The following is a 20,038-nucleotide window of genomic DNA, read 5'->3' on the forward strand; positions in this document are numbered from 1 at the left end:
TCATGATGTTTCAATGTATGCTTCTCGATGACAAGGGATTGTCGGAACGGAATGTCTCGCAAAACAGGTTGAACGAAAGATTGATCGATGATAAAAGCGGATTAAATGACGTTTCCACAAAAGGGAGGTTGCCTATGATGATTGGTGGAACCAATTGGGATGAAACAGGAGGAACGACCGTGAAACATATAGTGCTTTATACAAAGAAAGATTGCCCGTTATGTTTGGAAGCAAAAATGAATTTGATGCTTGTCGGCGAATTAGTACCATTGAAAATAGAAGAACGGGATATTGAAGAGAAGGATGAATGGATGGAAAAGTACGGCATGATGATACCCGTTGTCGAATACGACGGCGAAATGATCCAGTACGGACGTGTTGATTACCCCACGTTGTTGGGACGGCTTAAATAAAAAATATTTCAATATTGTTAACGAAATAGGAAGGGTTTGTAAAATCGTGTTCTTCAGCGTTGATTTCTTCCAATATCCTTGCTACAATAAAATCGCAAGCAGGGATCATTTTTTTTACAGCAGGTGGGACATAATAAGTCTATGCGGGACTAAAAATGTCCAACTGAATAAAGGAGTCAAAGCATGAATGAGTACATTTCTTGAAGTTCAAAAAAAGCTAGTACCGGACCTGCTGCAAATCATGCAAAAACGTTATGAAATTTTAAGATCCATTTGGTTGTCCGGCCCTGTAGGAAGGCGTACTTTGGCCCAAGCAGTCGGCTTGACGGAGAGGGTGCTTCGCAGCGAAGTTGAATTTTTGAAAAATCAGCATCTGATTGAGATTCGCTCCACCGGAATGGTGATTACCGACGAAGGGAAAACCATTTTGCGTGAAATTGAAGACATGATGCGGGAAATTTCGGGAATTAACCAAATGGAGAACAGGATTAAGGAATATTTTCAAATCCAAGCTGTGTTTATTGTGCCCGGCAACAGCGATACTTCTCCTTGGGTAAAACAAGAAATGGGGCGTGCATGTGCCCGAAGTATCAAAAAACGATTATTGGGAGAAAATATCATTGCCGTAACAGGTGGAACTACGATGGCGGCTGTTGCTGAAACACTGACACCCGATTTTTCCAATAAAAAAATCATGTTTGTCCCTGCTCGCGGTGGCATTGGCGAAGATGTATCCAATCAAGCCAATTATATTTGCGCCAAAATGGCAAAGAATACGGGCCAAAAATACCGGGTTTTCTATGCACCGGACCAAGTCAGCCAACAAGTGTATGCTTCATTGATGAAGGAAAAACCGATTAAGGAAATTTTGACGTTGATATCATCCGCCAATATGGTTCTCCATGGCATCGGTGATGCTATGGTTATGGCAAAACGCAGAAATACGAGCCCGGCGGAGATGGAAAAACTCGTCAAAGCAAAGGCAGTCGCAGAAGCTTTTGGCTACTACTTTGATGAAGAAGGAAAAGTAGTACATAAAGTTTCCACTATCGGTTTGCAGCTGTCAGACTTATCAAAGGCCAAAGATGTCATTGCGGTAGCTGGCGGCGCTTCTAAAGGTAAAGCGATTTTCGCTTATTTGAAAAGCGCGCCTAAATCAACGGTGCTCATTACAGATGAAGCAGCAGCAAAAATGCTTTTAAAAGGGATTTAACCCTTTTTAAAGGATAAATTTTACCATCATCCTGAAACTATGAAGGAGGAATTTCAAAATGGCAGTAAAAGTTGGAATTAATGGTTTTGGTCGTATTGGACGCAATGTTTTTCGTGCAGCATTAAATAACCCAAATGTGGATATTGTTGCAATCAACGATTTAACAGATGCCAATATGTTGGCGCATCTTTTAAAATATGACTCTGTTCATGGCACTCTTGATGCTGAAGTAGGCGTTGACGGAGATTCTTTAGTAGTAAACGGAAAACGCATTAAAGTTGTGGCAGAACGCGAACCTGCTAATCTTCCTTGGGGAGAACTTGGTGTAGAAGTAGTAGTAGAATCTACTGGCCGTTTCACAAAACGTGCAGATGCAGCAAAACATTTAGAAGCAGGCGCTAAAAAAGTGGTTATTTCCGCACCTGCAAAAGAAGAAGATATTACGATCGTTATGGGTGTTAACCAAGATAAATATGATCCTGCAAAACACCATGTTATTTCGAACGCTTCTTGTACAACAAACTGCTTAGCTCCATTTGCAAAAGTGTTAAATGACAAATTCGGCATTCGCCGCGGTATGATGACAACCGTTCACTCTTACACTAATGACCAACAAATTTTAGACTTGCCGCATAAAGACTATCGTCGTGCTCGTGCAGCTGCTCAATCTATCATTCCGACTACGACTGGAGCTGCAAAAGCTGTTGCGCTTGTATTGCCTGAATTAAAAGGAAAATTAAACGGTATGGCTATGCGCGTGCCTACTCCAAACGTTTCCGTTGTAGACTTAGTTGCGGAACTTGACAAAGAAGTAACAGTAGAAGAAGTGAACGCTGTATTAAAAGAAGCAGCAGAAGGAGAATTAAAAGGCATCCTTGCTTACACAGAAGAACCGCTTGTTTCCCGCGACTTTAACGGAACAACTGAATCTTCTACTATCGATGCCCTTTCCACAATGGTTATCGAAGGAAACCTTGTGAAAGTTGTTTCTTGGTATGACAACGAATTCGGTTATTCTAACCGCGTAGTAGACCTTGTGGACTACATCGCTCAAAAAGGTCTTTAATATAAACTGAAGAATATTGGAAATTGAAATCCTAACATCTATAATAAGAGTGGGATGAAAGGGGGAGCGGGGGATTCATCCCCCCTCCCCGTTTTCATGAAAAATCTTGGCTGGAAAATCTTCGAAAACCAAGGAGGCCTTTTGCTATGAATAAAAAAACGATTAAAGACGTGGATGTAAAAGGAAAACGAGTTTTTTGCCGCGTTGATTTCAACGTTCCGATGAAAGACGGAAACGTAACGGATGATACGAGAATTCGTGCTGCACTCCCGACGATCCAATATTTGTCCGAAAACGGGGCAAAAGTGATCCTTGCTAGCCATCTTGGACGCCCGAAAGGACAAGTGGTGGAAGAAATGCGCCTGACGCCGGTGGCAAAACGCCTTTCCGAGCTTCTTCATAAAGATGTTCGTAAAACGAATGAATCTTATGGCGATGAAGTGAAAGCAGAAATCGCGAAAATGGAAGACGGCGACATTCTCCTCCTTGAAAATGTTCGTTTCCATCCCGGCGAAGAAAAAAATGATCCTGAACTGGCAAAAGCGTTTGCTGAATTAGCAGATATTTATGTGAATGACGCTTTTGGAGCTGCCCATCGCGCTCATGCTTCAACTGAAGGGATCGCAAAATATTTGCCGGCCGTGGCAGGATTTTTGATGGAAAAAGAATTAGAAGCTCTCGGCAATGCGCTTTCTAATCCGGATCGTCCATTTACGGCCATTATCGGCGGAGCAAAGGTAAAAGATAAAATCGGCGTCATCGACAACCTTTTGGATAAAGTCGATAACTTAATCATCGGAGGCGGTCTTGCTTACACGTTCGTTAAAGCAAAAGGCTATGAAGTGGGCAAGTCGTTGCTTGAAGAAGATAAAATTGAACTGGCAAAAGACTTTATGAAAAAAGCCGAAGAAAAAGGCGTTAACTTCTATATGCCAATCGATGTTGTCGTGGCAGACGACTTTTCTGAAACTGCCAATACAAAAGTAGTCAGCATTGAGGAAATTCCTTCTGATTGGGAAGCTTTAGACATTGGACCAGAAACAAGCAAAAAATATCGTGAAGTCGTTTTAAATTCCAAATTGGTGATTTGGAACGGACCAATGGGTGTATTCGAAATGGATAAGTTTGCGGAAGGAACAAAAGCTGTTGCGCAAGCTCTTGCTGATGCCGAAAATACTTTTACCATTATCGGCGGCGGTGATTCAGCGGCAGCAGTGGAAAAATTCCATTTAGCTGATAAAATGGATCACGTCTCGACAGGCGGAGGCGCCTCTCTGGAATTTATGGAAGGAAAACAACTTCCTGGCGTTGTCGCTCTTAACGATAAGTAATGGAAGTCGCAAAAGAAAGGAGAGGCAAAAACCATGCGAAAACCCATTATTGCGGGAAACTGGAAAATGAATAAAACGCTCACGGAAGCTCTTCAATTTGCCAACGAAGTAAAAGGTTCCGTACCTGGCGAAGAGAAAGTGGACAGCGTCATTTGTTCACCGGCGCTTTTTCTGGATCAATTGATTAAAACGGTCCAAGGAACACCGGTCAAAATCGGCGCTCAAAACATGCATTTCGAAGAATCCGGCGCTTTTACCGGTGAAATCAGTCCGAAAGCGTTGGAAGAATTGGGTGTACAATATGTCATTATTGGTCACTCAGAACGCCGGGAAATGTTTAATGAAACAGATGAATCGGTCAATAAAAAAGCGTTGGCAGCATTCCGTCACCATTTAATCCCGATCATTTGTGTAGGGGAAACGTTGGAACAAAGAGAAAGCGGACAAACAAAAGAATTGGTCGGCGATCAAGTCCGCAAAGCGTTGCAAGGTTTAACAGAAGAGCAAGTGAAACAAACCGTTATTGCGTATGAACCTATTTGGGCGATTGGAACGGGCAAATCTTCCACGGCAGAAGATGCCAACGAAGTTTGCGCTCACATTCGCCAAGTAGTCGCTGAACAATTTTCAAAAGAAGCGGCGGAAGCAATCCGCATCCAATACGGCGGAAGCGTAAAACCAGGAAACATTGCAGAGTTTATGAAACAACCGGACATTGACGGTGCATTAGTCGGAGGCGCAAGCCTTGATCCAAAATCTTTCTTACAATTACTGGAGGCAGGCAGTCATGAGTAAAGCACCAGTTGCATTAATCATCTTGGATGGTTTTGGTCTAAGGGATGAAGTGAAAGGAAATGCCGTAGCACAAGCAAAAAAACCGAATTTTGACCGCTACTGGAACAAATATCCGCATGCGACATTGAGAGCAAGCGGAGAAGCGGTTGGTTTGCCTGACGGGCAAATGGGAAATTCGGAAGTAGGCCATTTGAATATCGGAGCTGGTCGGATTGTCTATCAAAGCTTAACGAGAGTGAATATTGCGATTCGCGAAGGGGAATTTGACCGTAATGAAACATTCCTTGGAGCGATGAACCATGTGAAAAAACATGGAACAAGCCTTCACTTATTCGGCCTTTTATCCGACGGCGGGGTCCACAGCCATATTGACCATATGTTTGCCTTGCTGCGACTCGCTGCGAAAGAAGGCGTGAAAAAAGTATATATACATGCTTTCTTAGATGGTCGTGATGTTGGCCAAAAAACAGCGAAAAAGTATATTGAACAAACGCTCGAAAAAATCAAAGAATATGGAGTCGGCGAAATCGCAACGATTTCCGGACGCTATTATTCCATGGACCGCGATAAACGCTGGGATCGTGTGAAAAAATCGTATGATGCGATGGTTTACGGCGAAGGTCCAAAATATAAAGATCCGTTTGAATTAGTGGATGATTCCTATGCAAACGGCATTTATGACGAATTTGTCATTCCGTCTGTGATGGTGAAAGAAAACGGAGAACCGGTTGCGACGATCCAAGACAACGATGCCGTTATTTTCTACAACTTCAGACCGGATAGAGCGATTCAAATTTCCAATGCTTTCACAAACGAAGATTTCCGTGAATTCGATCGCGGTCCGAAAGCACCGAAGAATCTCTATTTCGTATGTTTAACTCACTTCAGCGAAACGGTAAAAGGATATGTGGCCTTCCAACCGACGAACTTGGATAACACGATCGGGGAAGTTCTATCGCAAAACGGTTTAAAACAACTGCGTATTGCTGAAACGGAAAAATATCCGCACGTTACTTTCTTTATGAGCGGCGGAAGAGAAGAAAAATTCCCAGGAGAAGAACGGATTTTAATCAATTCTCCAAAAGTGGCCACTTACGATCTTAAGCCGGAAATGAGCGCTTATGAAGTGGCTGATGCGCTTGTGAAAGAAATCGAGGCAGACAAATTTGATGCTATTATCCTAAACTTTGCCAACCCTGATATGGTTGGACACTCCGGTAAACTAGAGCCGACCATTAAAGCGGTGGAAGCAGTTGACGAATGTTTAGGACGCGTAGTTGACCTTATTTTAGAAAAAGGCGGCGTCGCTATTATTACGGCTGACCACGGAAATGCGGACGAAGTCGTAACGCTTGACGGCAAGCCGATGACGACCCATACAACGAATCCTGTACCGGTCATCGTGACAAAAGAAGGATTGGAATTGCGCGATGGCGGTATTTTAGGCGATTTGGCGCCAACCATGCTCGATCTTTTAGGAATAAAACAGCCTAAAGAAATGACAGGTCAATCGATTATTAAACATTAATATTTAGAAATTAAATAAAAAGGAGAGATTCAAATGCCATTCATTACAGAAGTTTATGCTCGTGAAGTATTAGATTCCCGCGGTAATCCAACAGTAGAAGTAGAAGTTTATACGGAATCTGGTGCATTTGGACGTGCGCTTGTTCCATCCGGCGCTTCCACTGGTGAATATGAAGCTGTGGAGTTGCGTGACGGTGATAAATCACGCTATTTAGGAAAAGGGGTATTGACTGCGGTTAAAAATGTAAATGAAATCATTGCCCCTGAATTGATCGGTCATGATGTAACAGACCAAGTCGGAATTGACAAATTGTTAATTGAACTGGACGGAACAGAAAATAAAGGAAAATTAGGCGCTAATGCCATCCTTGGTGTTTCTATGGCAGTCGCTCGTGCTGCAGCTGATTTTCTAGGCGTTGAACTTTATCAATATCTTGGCGGCTTCAACGCAAAACAATTGCCAGTTCCTATGATGAACATTTTAAATGGCGGTGCCCATGCGGACAACAACGTGGACATTCAAGAATTCATGATCATGCCGGTTGGTGCATCCAACTTCCGTGAAGCACTGCGCATGGGAGCAGAAATTTTCCACAATCTGAAATCCGTGTTGAAAGAAAAAGGCTACAATACAGCAGTTGGTGACGAAGGCGGTTTTGCACCAAACTTAAAATCCAATGAAGAAGCTCTGCAAACCATTATTGAAGCAATCGAAAGAGCGGGTTACAAACCAGGCGAAGAAGTGAAATTGGCAATGGACGTTGCTTCTTCTGAACTTTACAGCGATGAAGACGGAAAATACCATCTGGATGGCGAAGGCGTAGCGAAAACATCCGAAGAAATGGTAGACTGGTATGAAGAATTGATTTCTAAATACCCAATCATTTCGATCGAAGACGGCTTGGATGAAAACGACTGGGAAGGCCATAAAATGCTGACAGAACGCCTTGGCAAAAAAGTACAATTAGTAGGTGACGACTTGTTCGTTACAAACACGAAAAAATTAGCTCAAGGTATCGAAAAAGGTGTTGGCAACGCCATCTTAATTAAAGTAAACCAAATCGGTACTTTAACGGAAACATTTGATGCAATCGAAATGGCAAAACGCGCAGGATACACGGCTGTTGTTTCTCACCGCTCTGGTGAAACAGAAGACAGCACAATCGCGGATATTGCCGTGGCTACAAATGCCGGCCAAATTAAAACGGGAGCACCGTCCCGCACTGACCGCGTAGCGAAATACAACCAATTGCTTCGCATCGAAGACAAATTGGGAGATACTGCTCAATACCTTGGCTTGAAGGCATTCTATAATCTGAAACACTAATCCTTCATCCATTTTCAAAAGGCTGACTCATCACGGTTGACCCGTTCAATGAGTCAGCCTTTTTCATGATTCTTATTTGTCTTCTTCCTGACCCTTGTGGTAAAATGAAACTAATCGTTTGTTCGTTGTTATGGAGGGGAATCATGCACACATTTTTAACCATCGCACTAGTAGTCGTTTCCATCGCGCTCATCGTGGTCGTTTTACTGCAATCGGGAAAAAGCGCCGGCCTTTCCGGAGCCATTACCGGCGGGGCAGAACAGCTTTTTGGAAAGCAGAAAATGCGCGGTGTTGATTTGGTTTTGCATCGCATTACGGTTGTATTGTCCATTTTGTTTTTCGCGATTACCATTGCGATCGCTTATCTTGGATGGTAACGGCAGCGAGACGCTGTGGAAATGAACGGTTGTCTGCAGCTAACTGATCTTAAGAACGATATAACATTGCGAATTTTCCGGCCTGACCATTCGTGGTTAGGCTTTTCTCTTGAAAAGCTCATCCATTCGCTTCTCATGATGATCGCCAACATCGCCATTTTGTGGACTAGGGTGTCAACATGAGGATCATGAGAGAGAGTTTGAACTAGAGAGGACTCTTGAGAAGGCGGATTGATTAGAGGAAAAGAACTTTTTTCAGCGGCAGTAAAACATTTGGATTCATGAAGAAAGGAGAAGTCATCATGAAAATTAAATGGCCGGAGCCGTTTTTCTTTGAAGCGGGGCCGAGAGCGGTATTATTGCTGCATGGTTTTACCGGAAATTCATCGGATGTGCGTATGCTGGGGAGATTTTTGGAGAAAAAGGGGTATACCAGTCATGCCCCCCATTATAAAGGCCATGGAGTGCCTCCGGAAGAGCTGGTGAAAACAGGGCCGAGAGACTGGTGGAAGGATGTTGTAAAAGCTTATGATTTTTTGAAAAGCAAAGGCTATGAGGAAATTGCCGTTGCCGGCCTGTCGCTCGGCGGTGTATTTTCTTTGAAATTAGGTTACACTGTACCTGTGAAGGGAATCATTCCCATGTGTGCACCTATGTATATTAAAAGCGAAGAAGTTATGTACAAGGGAGTTGTGGAATACGCCCGCAACTATAAAAAATTGGAAGGAAAATCGGAGGAGCAAATTGAAAAAGAAATAGAAGCCTTTAAGGAAACTCCTATGAACACATTAAAAGAGCTTCAAAATCTTATTGCCGATGTCCGTGAAAATGTGGATAACGTATATGCCCCAACGTTTGTTGTTCAAGCAAGACATGATGAAATGATCAACACGGATTCGGCCAATATTATTTATAATGAAATCCAATCTCCGGTGAAACACATAAAATGGTATGAACAATCCACCCATGTCATTACACTTGGTAAAGAAAAAGAGCAGCTTCACGAAGATATTTATCAATTTTTAGAAAGTCTTGATTGGCAAGTATAAATTCCGTCGGGGCTTTAAGTCCTAAGGAGGGATGAAAATGGATCCAACCATTCAAGAGCATGTGGACAGGCTGTTGACCTATATGAAAGAAGACGCCTACAAGCCGCTCACTGTCCAAGAACTTGAAAAAGCATTTGAAATTGAGGATTCATCAGAGTTTAAAGATTTTGTCAAAGCGCTTGTCTACATGGAAGAGCAAGGGCTTGTCGTTCGAACAAGAAGCAACCGCTATGGAGTTCCGGAAAAAATGAATTTAATCCGTGGAAAGCTGTCCGGTCATCCGAAGGGATTCGCCTTTTTGATCCCGGAAGAACCGGGAATGGATGATATTTTTATCCCTCCCGGCGACACAAACGGAGCGGTGAACGGAGACAAAGTGCTTGTCCGTGTTTCCAATCAAAAATCAGGAACGCGCAGAGAAGGAGCCGTTGTCCGAATTTTGGAGAGAGGCGTCAAGGATCTGGTCGGTACGTACTCGGACAGCAAATATTTTGGGTTTGTAATTCCGGATGACCGCAAGTTTTCCAGTGATATTTTTATTCCGAAAACAGCCAATATGGGGGCAGTGGACGGTCATAAAGTGGTGGTCCGGATCACTTCTTATCCGGAAGGAAGAAAAAGCGCCGAAGGAGAAATTATTCAGATTATCGGCCATAAAAACGATCCGGGAGTGGATATTTTATCGGTTATTCATCAGTTTGGACTTCCGGAAGGCTTTCCGGATGAAGTATTGGCTCAGGCCAATGAAACGCCCGACACCATTGACGAATCGGAAATTCGAAACAGAAGGGACCTGCGGAACGAACTGATCGTGACGATTGATGGACCGGATGCCAAAGACTTGGATGATGCCGTCACTGTCACAAAATTGGACAATGGACACTACAAATTAGGCGTTCATATAGCGGATGTCAGCTACTACGTGAAAGAAGGCTCTCCTATTGACCGGGAAGCGTTTGAGCGGGGGACAAGCGTGTATTTGGTTGACCGAGTGATTCCGATGATCCCGCACCGGCTGTCCAACGGAATCTGTTCTTTAAATCCGAAAGTGGACCGCCTTACTCTCTCATGTGAAATGGAAATCAATGAACAAGGAGAAGTGGTCAGCCACGAAATTTTCGAAAGCGTCATCCGCACAACGGAACGAATGACTTATGAGGATGTCAATGCCATTCTCGTTGACAAAGATGAAGAATTGCGGAAACGGTATGAACCTCTTGTTCCTATGTTTGAACGAATGGCCGAATTGGCCGAAATTCTCCGTAATAAACGAATGAAGCGAGGAGCCATTGACTTTGATTTTAAAGAGTCGAAAGTGATTGTCGATGAAAACGGCAAACCGGTAGATGTCGTGCTGCGCGAACGTTCCGTGGCGGAGCGGCTGATCGAAGAATTTATGTTGGCAGCCAATGAAACAGTGGCGGAACATTTTCATTGGCTTGATGTTCCGTTTATTTACCGGATTCATGAAGATCCGAAAGAAGACAAACTGCAGCGATTCTTCGAATTTATTACGAATTTCGGTCTGGTCGTCAAAGGAACGGCCAATTCCGTTCATCCGCGGGCGTTGCAGGAAATCATTGAAGCCGTGCAAGGAAAGCCGGAAGAAATGGTCGTATCGACTGTGATGCTTCGCTCCATGCAGCAGGCAAAATATTATCCGGAAAGTCTGGGACACTTTGGTTTGTCTACCGATTTTTACACCCATTTTACTTCTCCGATACGTCGGTATCCGGATTTAATTGTTCACCGGCTTATCCGCACTTATTTAATCGAAGGGAAAATGGACGAAGCGACACGTGCAAAATGGGGAGCGCGGCTTCCGGAAATCGCTGAGCATTCTTCCGAGAGAGAAAGACGGGCAGTAGATGCCGAAAGAGCGACTGACGAAATTAAAAAAGCGGAATTTATGGAAGATAAAATCGGCCAAGAATTTGACGGCATTATTAGTTCCGTTACGAACTTTGGCATATTTGTTGAACTGCCGAATACCATTGAAGGTCTTGTCCATGTTTCGTATATGACCGATGATTATTATCACTACGATGAACGCCATTATGCGATGATCGGCGAGCGGACTGGAAATGTGTATCGGATCGGCGATGAAATCACGGTCCGCGTCATCAATGTCAATAAAGAGGAACATTCGGTCGATTTTGAAATCGTCGGCATGAAAAACGTTAAGAAGAGAAAAATGACGGAAGCGCCGAAAGTGGTGAAAGTGCGTTCCAAAAAAGGAAAACAAAAAGGTCCTCAGCTGAATTCGGAGGAAGAATGGTCAACGCGGCCGCCCAAAAAAAAGAAAAAGAAATTTTACGAGAATGTCGCAAAGCCAAAAAGCAAAAGGCGTAAACGAAAATAAAGGCGGACTGACAAGAATTTAATCCGTAAATGAAATAAGTTTTTTTGAGATGGAGAGGCCGGATCTTTCCTGATAGCCTTTTGGACAAAAGATCAAGAAACCAGCAAGGGGGGAATCATATGCCAAAAGGGGAAGGAAAAGTTGTCGCACAAAATAAGAAAGCTAGGCACGATTACTTTATTGAAGAGACGTATGAAGCGGGCATCGTGCTGCAAGGAACGGAAATTAAATCGATCCGCGCTGGCCGTGTCAATTTAAAAGATTCATTTGCCCGCGTCCAAAAGGGCGAGGTTTTTCTTCACAATATGCATATCAGCCCATATGAACATGGAAACCGTTATAATCATGACCCGCTTCGTACTCGAAAGCTTTTGCTGCATAAAAAAGAAATTTTGAAATTAATCGGAAAAACAAAAGAACAAGGCTATTCGCTTGTTCCGTTAAAATTATATATAAAAAACGGCTATGCCAAAATTCTTCTCGGTCTGGCCAAAGGGAAGAAAAAATGGGATAAACGCGAAGACTTGAAAAAGAAAGAAGCAAAACGAGAAATTGAGCGTGCGTTTAAAGCTCGTCAGCAGTTTTAATTTTTCTTTGAAGAAAGTCTTGAACTTCCATGGAGAAACTCGTTTCGTTACCCATACAGGACTGCATAGAATCGATATGTTCAAGCGATCTTTGGATGCAGTCCATCACTCGGGAAAAAGCCTCCACTTCGATAAGTAAAGAAGTGGAGGGTCGTACCGCAAGTTGGAAAATTGGAAGTTCATCCCGGTTGAATTATACGCCTATTATGATATAATAACTCTTGCAAGAGCCAGTTGAAACAAGCATTAAGCTCTCGATATTCCCAGAGCTTCCGAAACATTCTCTTTATTATAAGGGGACGTTACGGATTCGACAGGGGTAATCAGAGCTTAAGCTGCGAGTCGGAGGGATCGTCTCCGTCATCAACGTCAACTTAAATATAACTGGCAAACAAAACAATTACGCTTTAGCTGCTTAATTGCGCTAAAGGCTCCTCCTTCCATCGCCCATGTGGAAGTCGAGGGGTTCATCTGAAGTGGGCTACGCCGGATTCCGCCGCCTGAGGATGAAGGAAGAGACCAATCAGGCTAGCTCGTCCGAAGCCCGTCGACAGGCCGACGATAGAGCGAAACACAATATGTCGACTACACTCGTAGACGCTTAAGTGGTGATACCTTTGGACGTGGGTTCGACTCCCACCGTCTCCATTGCAAGTATCCGATAACATGCGAATAAAACTTGCGAAATCCTGATACGACCGCATTTGCGGTCGTTTTTCATTTTTCCGAGATTCCGAAAGAATCCTGTAGAATTCGAAAAAATTTTGCATTGATTTTGCACTGCTATTTTTATTTGAAATCGTAGGGCTCTTTCATCGTTCGGTCAACTTGTCGAGACTTTTTCTGCTTATTTTTACCTAACTTGCTTCATAAGCAGGCTGGCTTTTGTCGACAAACTAAATATAACCGCAACACTATCAGTTGCGGTTGTTCGCGGAAGATTCCGATGGCTGATTTGAAGTTACACAGGTTTTTATAAAAAACCTGAAATCAAAATATTTAGCGGTAAATACTCTCTGTTTTCTCATCTACAAAGAGATCTCAAGTGGTGATCCACAATCGATTCAACCATTTCTGGGGTTAAATGATTTGGTTGCATAATGATGTGTATCGCTAAACCGTCAATAAGCGCATAAAGACGCTCCACTTCTAAATCTACATTTAAGTTTGGCCGTGCAAGTTCAAGTTTTAACAACGTTTCAATGATTAGTTTAATTGCGGAACGAAACTCGTGGTATACTTGATTGCTTAATGGCTGAAGTTCAGGCTCCCATAATGCCTTTTGGGTAAAAGTAAACCACACCTCCATTTCTTTTTTTGTTTCTTCTTCCAGTGGCAAAACCTCATGTATTAGACGTTTTATCCCTTCAAGAGGGGGACAAGAAAAATCGATTCCTTCAATTCGTTTTTTCACTCGCTCGGAAACGAGCCTCATCGAAAAAGCCAACAGTTCTGACTGGGTAGAAAAATAATGGCGTAAGGAACCAACAGAAATTCCAGCCTCTTTCGCAATATTGCGGACGGTTGCTTTTTCAATTCCCTCCCTCGTAATGATTCTCCATGTCGCTTCCGCAATTTTTTTCCTTTGTTTATCATGATCAACTATTTTTGGCATGAATATATTATATCATGATTGTTTTTTTGATACATGTGTGCTAAATTGATTTTAATACAACTGTATTAAAAAGGGGATATTTATATGATTGCTTGGCTCATTATTGCCAGTGAAATTTTGTTTTGGCTATTTATTTTTGCGGGTTTATTCGCAAGATATGTTCTGAAATGGAAAAGAATTGGAATAATATTATTGTTTTGCACACCGCTTATAGACCTTTTTTTATTGATGGCTACTATTATTGATTTGAAAAATGGGGAAACAGCTCATTTTGTTCACGCGTTGTCAGCAGTTTATATCGGCGTCTCCGTTGCATTTGGAAGACGCATGATTCAATGGGCTGATGAACACTTTTCCTACCGATTTGCTGGGGGGAGTCGTCCCAAAAAAGCACCTCGATTTGGAAAAGAACATGCCAGGTACGAACGACAAGGCTGGTATCGGCATTTGCTTGCATGGACAATCGGGAATGGATTAATCCTTTTCATGGTTTTGCTCGTCAACGACTTTGACAAAACAAAAGAGCTGTTAATCACGGCAACCCGATGGTCTGTTATTCTTATCATCGATTTTTTGTGGAGTTTTAGTTATACATTATGGCCCCGCGGGGCAAAAAGGTAAAAAGCAGCTTACTGTATTGATCATGTATGTATGGACGACGTCGCAAGCCATAAAAATACGGGGATTACAAAATCACGCAGGAGCCAGCTTATTTCACGAGGAAAGATAGCTTGTTTTTAAGGCGGATATTGAAAACCAGATAGGCTAAGAAAAAAATATTGTCCGTATGAAAGGGAATAAAACCCCAATAAGGGTTATTTTATAGCCAAATGCTTTTCTCCCATAAATCTGTTCATCGTGAACCTCTAAACTATGCTGTTTCCACTTATCAATGACAACTAGAATCATATTTTGAAATACATGGAGATATGATTATATGAACAGGTTATAAAGGGGAGAGGCTTCATGGCGGATTTTGAAAAAGCGGCGAAATTTGAACATGGATTTTGGCTTCAGGTATTGGGAGATCATGCTCGATTTATACACGATTCACTCGGTCCTCAAGAACAACGGGAAATCGATTTGGCCCGTTATTTTATTCAAACGTTTGATTACCTTCTCGCAAGGGTTCAAGTCGATGACTTAGGGGCATTAAGCAACAAGGTGGAAGAAGAGGGCAATAAACTAAGAGAGTTTAAGCTCCGTTTAATCGAACGGCATTTGGTCGGAAAGATTCAAATAGGATTAAGTCCATCCTTTGTGAACCATATGGTCAATGAATTAGAGGAATATTTACGGATTTTAGACTATTTAAAAAAAGGAGCAGTTCCTCCTATCTTTCATGAACTTCACCACCACTTAATCTGGATTTTAGATGCGGCCGGTCATGCCGGAGCCATTTCAGATAACATGGATAGAATCGAAAAGAAAATCAAAGAGAAAAGCGATGATTTTACAAAAGACTTCGAAGCATTTTATTTAAAAGCGGTAGAAATGACAGGATTTCTGAGAACCAATCTTTCCTCTTTCCCCGCATTAGAGAGGCTTCATCATGATGTTTCCCTTGAAATGAAGCTCTTTATGAACTTTCTGAATGAAATAGAAGAGCTGGGATTAAGTAAGCAAGCTTTGGGTACTTTTGCCCCTCTAATGGCGGATCATATGATGAGAGAAGAGTGCTATTATTTAATAAGAATAGCGAGAAGTCCTCTTCCTCTTTAGGTGGGGGATGAATCGCTATTTTATTTTTTCTTCTATCCTACTATAATAACAAAAAACATAAAAAAAGGAGCAATTCCCGTACCGTAGTTTTGAACATGTGAAAGATTAGATTTCTCCAATTGAACCGGTTCGGCAAACATGGAGGCGATGTCATCGTTGTCATGAATATTGGACGTTTTCTTGGCGGCTTCATTTAATTTTGTCGATAACTCTTTTGAGCCGTCTGACAATTGGACAAGTCCATTCGTTAATTGATTGGCACCATGATCTAGTTGGTTTTCACCGTTTGCCAATTGATTTACTCCAGTTTGCAAGGAAGAAAATCCTTGCTGCCATTGATGAAAACCATTGGCAAATTGGACCGTTCCGGCGGATAATTGTTTCGCTCCGATGGCGGCTTCATTCATCTTGTCGCCAAATTGTTTCATGCCTTCTTCGATTTTCGCTTGTCCTGCCGCTAATTTCTCTGAACCTTGGGCCAGTTTTGATTGGCCGCTTTTCAATTGTTGCGTTGCTTTTGCTATTCCATCAGACATGGCGACGATTTGAAGAAATTGAGCATCTTTTTGCGCCTCTGGATGCGTTTTGATATACTGTTCCAATTGTTTCTTCAGTGCGTTCGCCGCATCGTTCACACGGGATTGTCCTTGAACTAATTTCTCATTCCCGCTTGCCCAATCCTTTGTTCCTTCTGTTAATTGATTCATTCCGGATTCCAATGTTTCATGTCCTTTCGATAGCTGGGACATGCCATTGTATAGCGATAACGATCCGTTTTGAATTCTATCCAACCCTTTGTTTAACTCTTGCTGACCGTTTGACAGTTTTCCGGTTCCTTGTTGAAGTTGAGCCGTCCCATTTTCCAGACGATGGATCCCTTCAGACAGTTGAACCATTCCGTTTTTTTCTTTCAAAATCCCTTCATTTAATTTCTCCGCACCGTCACTAGCTTTCCTGAGCCCCTTTGCTAATTGCTGAAACTTTGAAAATACGCCATCCGCATAAGATTTTGTAATGCTGTCGGCTATTTTTGTTTTCATTTCTTCCGTTGCGGTCGAGCTGATTTGTGAGGCGACATAGCTTTTGCCTGGATTCAATTGATAAATTAGTTTGGCGGGTTGGGGATGTTCATCCATCAACGTGCTGACTTTTTCGGAAAAATCTTTGGGAATGGTGATGACCATATAGTAATTGCCATCTTTTAAGCCTTGTTCAGCCACCTTTTTCGAGACAAAGTGGAAATTCAAATCTTTGTTTTTCTTCAATTCTTTGACAAAGTCTTTCCCCGCATGAATCGGTTTGTGATCCATCATCGAACCTTGATCTAAGTTCACAACCGCAACGGGCAGTTTGTCCAATCGTCCGTATGGATCCCAGTATCCTGCTATAAAGAATCCGGCATAGATTAAAGGAACAATCAAAAGAAATACTAATGCAATCCGCCCATGTTTATGAGCCCACATCAATTTTAAGTCTTTGTAAATTAATTTGATTCCTTTCATTCTTACCTCCTTGCCATGGTTGAAAGTTATATAGCCATTTTTTTATCATAAATTTTTTCATCCATATTGTATAATATATAATTAATTACAATAAGATAGCTTTCAGTCTATGGATAAGGCGGTGTATGGCAGATGGAATTGCTGCAACTGAAGTATTTTCAAACCGTTGCACGTCTCGAACACATGTCGAAAGCGGCAGAGGAACTGAACATTGCCCAACCTTCCCTTAGCAAGACGATTGCCAGATTGGAAGAAGATCTTGGCGTTCCGCTGTTCGATCGTCAAAATCGTCAAATTAAACTAAATCGATATGGAAAAATATTTTTGGGACGGGTTGAAAGAGCCTTTATGGAATTAAAGGAAGGGAAAAGAGAAATTTTAGAGTTGGCAGAGCGAAATCAACATAAGATCAGCTTGGCTGTATCCATTCCAAGAGTCCTTCCTGATTTATTAGGTTCTTTTTTAAAAAAATATCCTCAAGTCCATTTTCAACAATTTGTCCATTCGACATCGTCCATGAAACGTCATCTGAAAAACGGGGAAATCGATTTTTGTATTTCTTCGGTTCCCATTGAAGACCCTGAAATCATTTGGCAGCCCCTTTTCACGGAAGAAATTTTTTTGATTGTCCCGCCTGGACATCGGCTGGAAGGACGAGAAACGATTTATCTTGATGAAGTCAAGGACGAATCTTTTATCAGTATGCATACGGGATATGAAATCCGTAACTTAACCGATGAATTTTGCAGAAAAGCAGGTTTTATGCCACATATTGCTTTTGAAGGGGACGAGCCGGGAGTCATAGGGGATTTAGTGAAACAAGGATTGGGGGTTGCTTTTATTCCGGCCATCTATTGGATTCATCAAAAGAAACCTACTTTGAATCGATTACGAATCTTAGAACCAACATGCCAACGAACGATTGGTTTAGGCTGGTCTAAAAGACGATACTTTTCAGAAACAGCTCGTCAGTTTCATCAATTTATCTTCGAGTATTTCTCGAACATTTCTTCACAACTGAAAGAGATGACGTAGTGTCAAAATGAATGTTCAAGGACCGTTACTGCCAAAAGCATATTTGAGAGTAAAAATCAACGGACTTGCTGGTGATGGCTAGTCGATCTCAATGGAAGAAAGAATCAAAAGACTAAATCAGTACCTAATGGGTTGGTGCGGATACTTTTCACTAGCTGGCACTCCTATTGTCTTTAAGAAGCTTGATAAATGGATAAGAAGAAGGCTCCGAATGATGATCTGGAAACAGTGGAAGAAGCCGAAAACGAAAATAAAGAAACTTATACAACTCGGAGTTCAACCATATAAAGCATATGAATGGGGAAATTCGAGGAAATCATATTGGAGAATCTCTAAAAGTCCCATATTACACCAAACCCTTGGCAACTCTTATTGGAGTAGCCAAGGGCTGAAAAGCCTGTACAGTAAATATGGCGAAAAGCGTCATTAATTTGATTGAACCGCCGTATACCGAACGGTACATACGGTGATGTGAGAGGACGGAGGTTCACCACCTCCTACTACTTGATTTATGAACGCTTCCCATTTTCTTCAAATCCTCTGAAGGTGAAGCTGTCAAACGATTTTCCATATGAGGATCTACTCACCCGATATGACTCTATTGCAAGAAAACATGGAAATCATCATGAATGCTTAGTAAGTTCCAGGTGTAAGGTTCTCCTAATTTATAAATAAAAATGAAAACCAACATAACAAAGATATATGACTAAAACAGTGAAAAATCCTTGTTCAATTGCACCGCCGGTACGAATGCCAAAAGGTATACCAATTTCGATTTTTAAAGGCCATAAAAACTTAACTCCTTGTTTTGTGAGCATATCCAAGACCATATGACTGAACATTCCCATCAAGATACCCAATTCAATATCTTTAGGCCAGGAAGTTTGTTGGAATAAGAAGAATGCTAAAACTAAAAACAAAAGACTATGAGTAAAGGAGCGATGACCGAATACCGTGCTGATGATGTTGTCAATCAACGGCACCTTTCGGCCAATTAATGAACCGGTGTGATCAATATCCGGTATTAAAGCACCAAGGGCTAAACTACCAAAAAAAAGCGCTTCATGGCCAACGGCTCCTCCCAAGTTTAAATATAGAGAGCCTGCTGCTAAGCCCCCAACAATATGTGTTTTACCTTCCATTTTTCTCCCCTATTCTTTTAAACTATTTCCATAGCTTAGTATGAATTAGCTTTTAAATGAAATCAACCAGGCTGATGTCTTCCTTCATCAAGGAGTCAACATGCCAACAAACCATTGGTTTAGGTTGGTCCAAAACCAAAAGACGATACTTTTCGGAAACAGCTCGTCAGTTTCATCAATTTATCTTCGAGTATTTCTCGAACATTTCTTCACAACTGAAAGAGATGCCGTAGTGCCAAAAGAAATGGCCGAGATCCCGTTTTGTCGAATAAAAAAACAGACTTGCCAAGTGTGGCGGGGCTGTTTTTCGTGTGCGCCCGGCATGGGTGTAATCTATAGGGTGAAAGTCCCGAGCTGCGAAGGCAGAAGTAGCAGTTAGCTTAACGCAAGGGTGTCCGTGGTGACGCGGAATCTGAAGGAAGCTGGAGGCAAAACACCGGTCCGAGGAACACGAACCTCATATAAGGCTAGGTATGATTGAGTGAGTTTGCATAACAAAACAAAGCTCTTTCTGTCGAAGGTCATATCGAGTAAATGAGGCGGATAGATGGTGTGAAAGTGCATGTACTTACCCGGGGAGGTCTGGCGGATATGTGAAGTACTCTTCATAACCTACTTAGTGATAAGTAGCTGAACCGTCAGAAGTCAGCAGAGGTCATAGTATTAGTTGGTCTAGAACAACTAAGAAGGACCGAACAATTAAGAGAGAATAGCCCTTGGTATTCAGTGAGTCATGATGAACACAGAAAACGTAGTACCTCACTTGAGGGAGGAAGCGGTGAATCCCGTGGGAGACCTCTTGGAGGGTGGAGTGACCACTGGCATAAAGAGAACAGCTATTCACGGAAGTTATAAAGACTTGCGTCAATTATCTTAATTGAACCGCCGTATACGGAACCGTACGTACGGTGGTGTGAGAGGACGGGGGTTAATCACCCCCTCCTACTCGATTCGTTGCTCATGATGAATGATGAT

General features: G+C 42.2%; 17 protein-coding genes, 1 other RNA gene and 1 pseudogene. 16 read left to right on the forward strand and 3 right to left on the reverse strand.

Going from position 1 to position 20,038, the window contains the following annotated elements; translation table 11 throughout:
- Positions 1–5: 5 nt before the first annotated feature.
- The 12 genes from BSM4216_RS02455 (at position 6) to ssrA (ending at position 12,698) form a co-directional block, all read left to right on the forward strand.
- Complete coding sequence (locus BSM4216_RS02455) at positions 6–413, forward strand: glutaredoxin family protein (RefSeq protein ID WP_307190432.1); 408 nt, start codon at positions 6–8, stop codon at positions 411–413.
- Between the two features lie 187 nt (positions 414–600).
- The gene (locus BSM4216_RS02460) at positions 601–1,626 is read left to right on the forward strand and encodes a sugar-binding transcriptional regulator (RefSeq protein ID WP_003353520.1); all 1,026 of its coding nucleotides are present in this window, start codon (positions 601–603) and stop codon (positions 1,624–1,626) included.
- 58 nt (positions 1,627–1,684) lie between these two features.
- A complete protein-coding gene (gap, locus tag BSM4216_RS02465) occupies positions 1,685–2,692 on the forward strand; it encodes a type I glyceraldehyde-3-phosphate dehydrogenase (protein ID WP_003353519.1) in 1,008 nt (335 codons plus the stop codon).
- Positions 2,693–2,838: 146 nt separating this feature from the next.
- Positions 2,839–4,023: a phosphoglycerate kinase gene (locus tag BSM4216_RS02470; protein ID WP_048622611.1), complete on the forward strand. Its 1,185-nt coding sequence runs from the start codon at positions 2,839–2,841 to the stop codon at positions 4,021–4,023.
- Positions 4,024–4,056: 33 nt separating this feature from the next.
- Entirely contained in the window at positions 4,057–4,818 is a 762-nt protein-coding gene (gene tpiA / locus BSM4216_RS02475; protein ID WP_048622612.1) for a triose-phosphate isomerase, read from the forward strand.
- Entirely contained in the window at positions 4,811–6,346 is a 1,536-nt protein-coding gene (gpmI, locus tag BSM4216_RS02480) for a 2,3-bisphosphoglycerate-independent phosphoglycerate mutase (RefSeq protein WP_003353514.1), read from the forward strand. The genes tpiA and gpmI overlap by 8 nt, the downstream gene beginning before the upstream one ends.
- A gap of 33 nt (positions 6,347–6,379) precedes the next feature.
- Positions 6,380–7,672: a phosphopyruvate hydratase gene (eno, locus tag BSM4216_RS02485; RefSeq protein WP_048622613.1), complete on the forward strand. Its 1,293-nt coding sequence runs from the start codon at positions 6,380–6,382 to the stop codon at positions 7,670–7,672.
- Positions 7,673–7,815: 143 nt separating this feature from the next.
- The gene (secG, locus tag BSM4216_RS02490) at positions 7,816–8,049 is read left to right on the forward strand and encodes a preprotein translocase subunit SecG (protein WP_003353512.1); all 234 of its coding nucleotides are present in this window, start codon (positions 7,816–7,818) and stop codon (positions 8,047–8,049) included.
- A 302-nt stretch (positions 8,050–8,351) separates the two neighbouring features.
- Complete coding sequence (locus BSM4216_RS02495; protein ID WP_048622614.1) at positions 8,352–9,098, forward strand: alpha/beta hydrolase; 747 nt, start codon at positions 8,352–8,354, stop codon at positions 9,096–9,098.
- A gap of 37 nt (positions 9,099–9,135) precedes the next feature.
- Complete coding sequence (rnr, locus tag BSM4216_RS02500; RefSeq protein WP_048622615.1) at positions 9,136–11,460, forward strand: ribonuclease R; 2,325 nt, start codon at positions 9,136–9,138, stop codon at positions 11,458–11,460.
- A gap of 119 nt (positions 11,461–11,579) precedes the next feature.
- Positions 11,580–12,047: an SsrA-binding protein SmpB gene (smpB, locus tag BSM4216_RS02505; protein ID WP_048622616.1), complete on the forward strand. Its 468-nt coding sequence runs from the start codon at positions 11,580–11,582 to the stop codon at positions 12,045–12,047.
- Between the two features lie 295 nt (positions 12,048–12,342).
- Positions 12,343–12,698: a transfer-messenger RNA gene (gene ssrA, locus BSM4216_RS16075) on the forward strand.
- Positions 12,699–13,071: 373 nt separating this feature from the next.
- On the opposite strand, the gene BSM4216_RS02510 is transcribed toward ssrA, so the two are convergent.
- A complete protein-coding gene (locus BSM4216_RS02510; RefSeq protein ID WP_003353505.1) occupies positions 13,072–13,662 on the reverse strand; it encodes a TetR/AcrR family transcriptional regulator in 591 nt (196 codons plus the stop codon).
- A gap of 84 nt (positions 13,663–13,746) precedes the next feature.
- Here BSM4216_RS02510 and BSM4216_RS02515 point away from each other — a divergent pair, with 84 nt between their 5' ends.
- Both BSM4216_RS02515 and BSM4216_RS02520 read left to right on the forward strand, forming a co-directional pair.
- Positions 13,747–14,283, forward strand: coding sequence for a vWA domain-containing protein (locus tag BSM4216_RS02515; protein ID WP_048622617.1), 537 nt, complete (start codon positions 13,747–13,749; stop codon positions 14,281–14,283).
- A 345-nt stretch (positions 14,284–14,628) separates the two neighbouring features.
- Entirely contained in the window at positions 14,629–15,384 is a 756-nt protein-coding gene (locus BSM4216_RS02520; protein WP_048622618.1) for a DUF2935 domain-containing protein, read from the forward strand.
- 32 nt (positions 15,385–15,416) lie between these two features.
- On the opposite strand, the gene BSM4216_RS02525 is transcribed toward BSM4216_RS02520, so the two are convergent.
- On the reverse strand, positions 15,417–16,886 hold the full coding sequence (locus BSM4216_RS02525) for a YhgE/Pip family protein (protein WP_082142230.1): 1,470 nt from the start codon (positions 16,884–16,886) through the stop codon (positions 15,417–15,419).
- 132 nt (positions 16,887–17,018) lie between these two features.
- Between BSM4216_RS02525 and BSM4216_RS02530 the strand changes: the two genes are divergently transcribed.
- Positions 17,019–17,921: a LysR family transcriptional regulator gene (locus BSM4216_RS02530; RefSeq protein WP_048622619.1), complete on the forward strand. Its 903-nt coding sequence runs from the start codon at positions 17,019–17,021 to the stop codon at positions 17,919–17,921.
- 91 nt (positions 17,922–18,012) lie between these two features.
- Positions 18,013–18,351: pseudogene (locus tag BSM4216_RS02535) on the forward strand (group II intron maturase-specific domain-containing protein); the annotation flags it as partial.
- A gap of 235 nt (positions 18,352–18,586) precedes the next feature.
- On the opposite strand, the gene BSM4216_RS02540 reads toward BSM4216_RS02535, so the two are convergent.
- Complete coding sequence (locus tag BSM4216_RS02540) at positions 18,587–19,063, reverse strand: metal-dependent hydrolase (protein ID WP_048622621.1); 477 nt, start codon at positions 19,061–19,063, stop codon at positions 18,587–18,589.
- Positions 19,064–20,038 lie beyond the last annotated feature (975 nt).

It is taken from the genome of Bacillus smithii, from assembly GCF_001050115.1.
GTDB lineage: Bacteria > Bacillota > Bacilli > Bacillales > DSM-4216 > Bacillus_O > Bacillus_O smithii.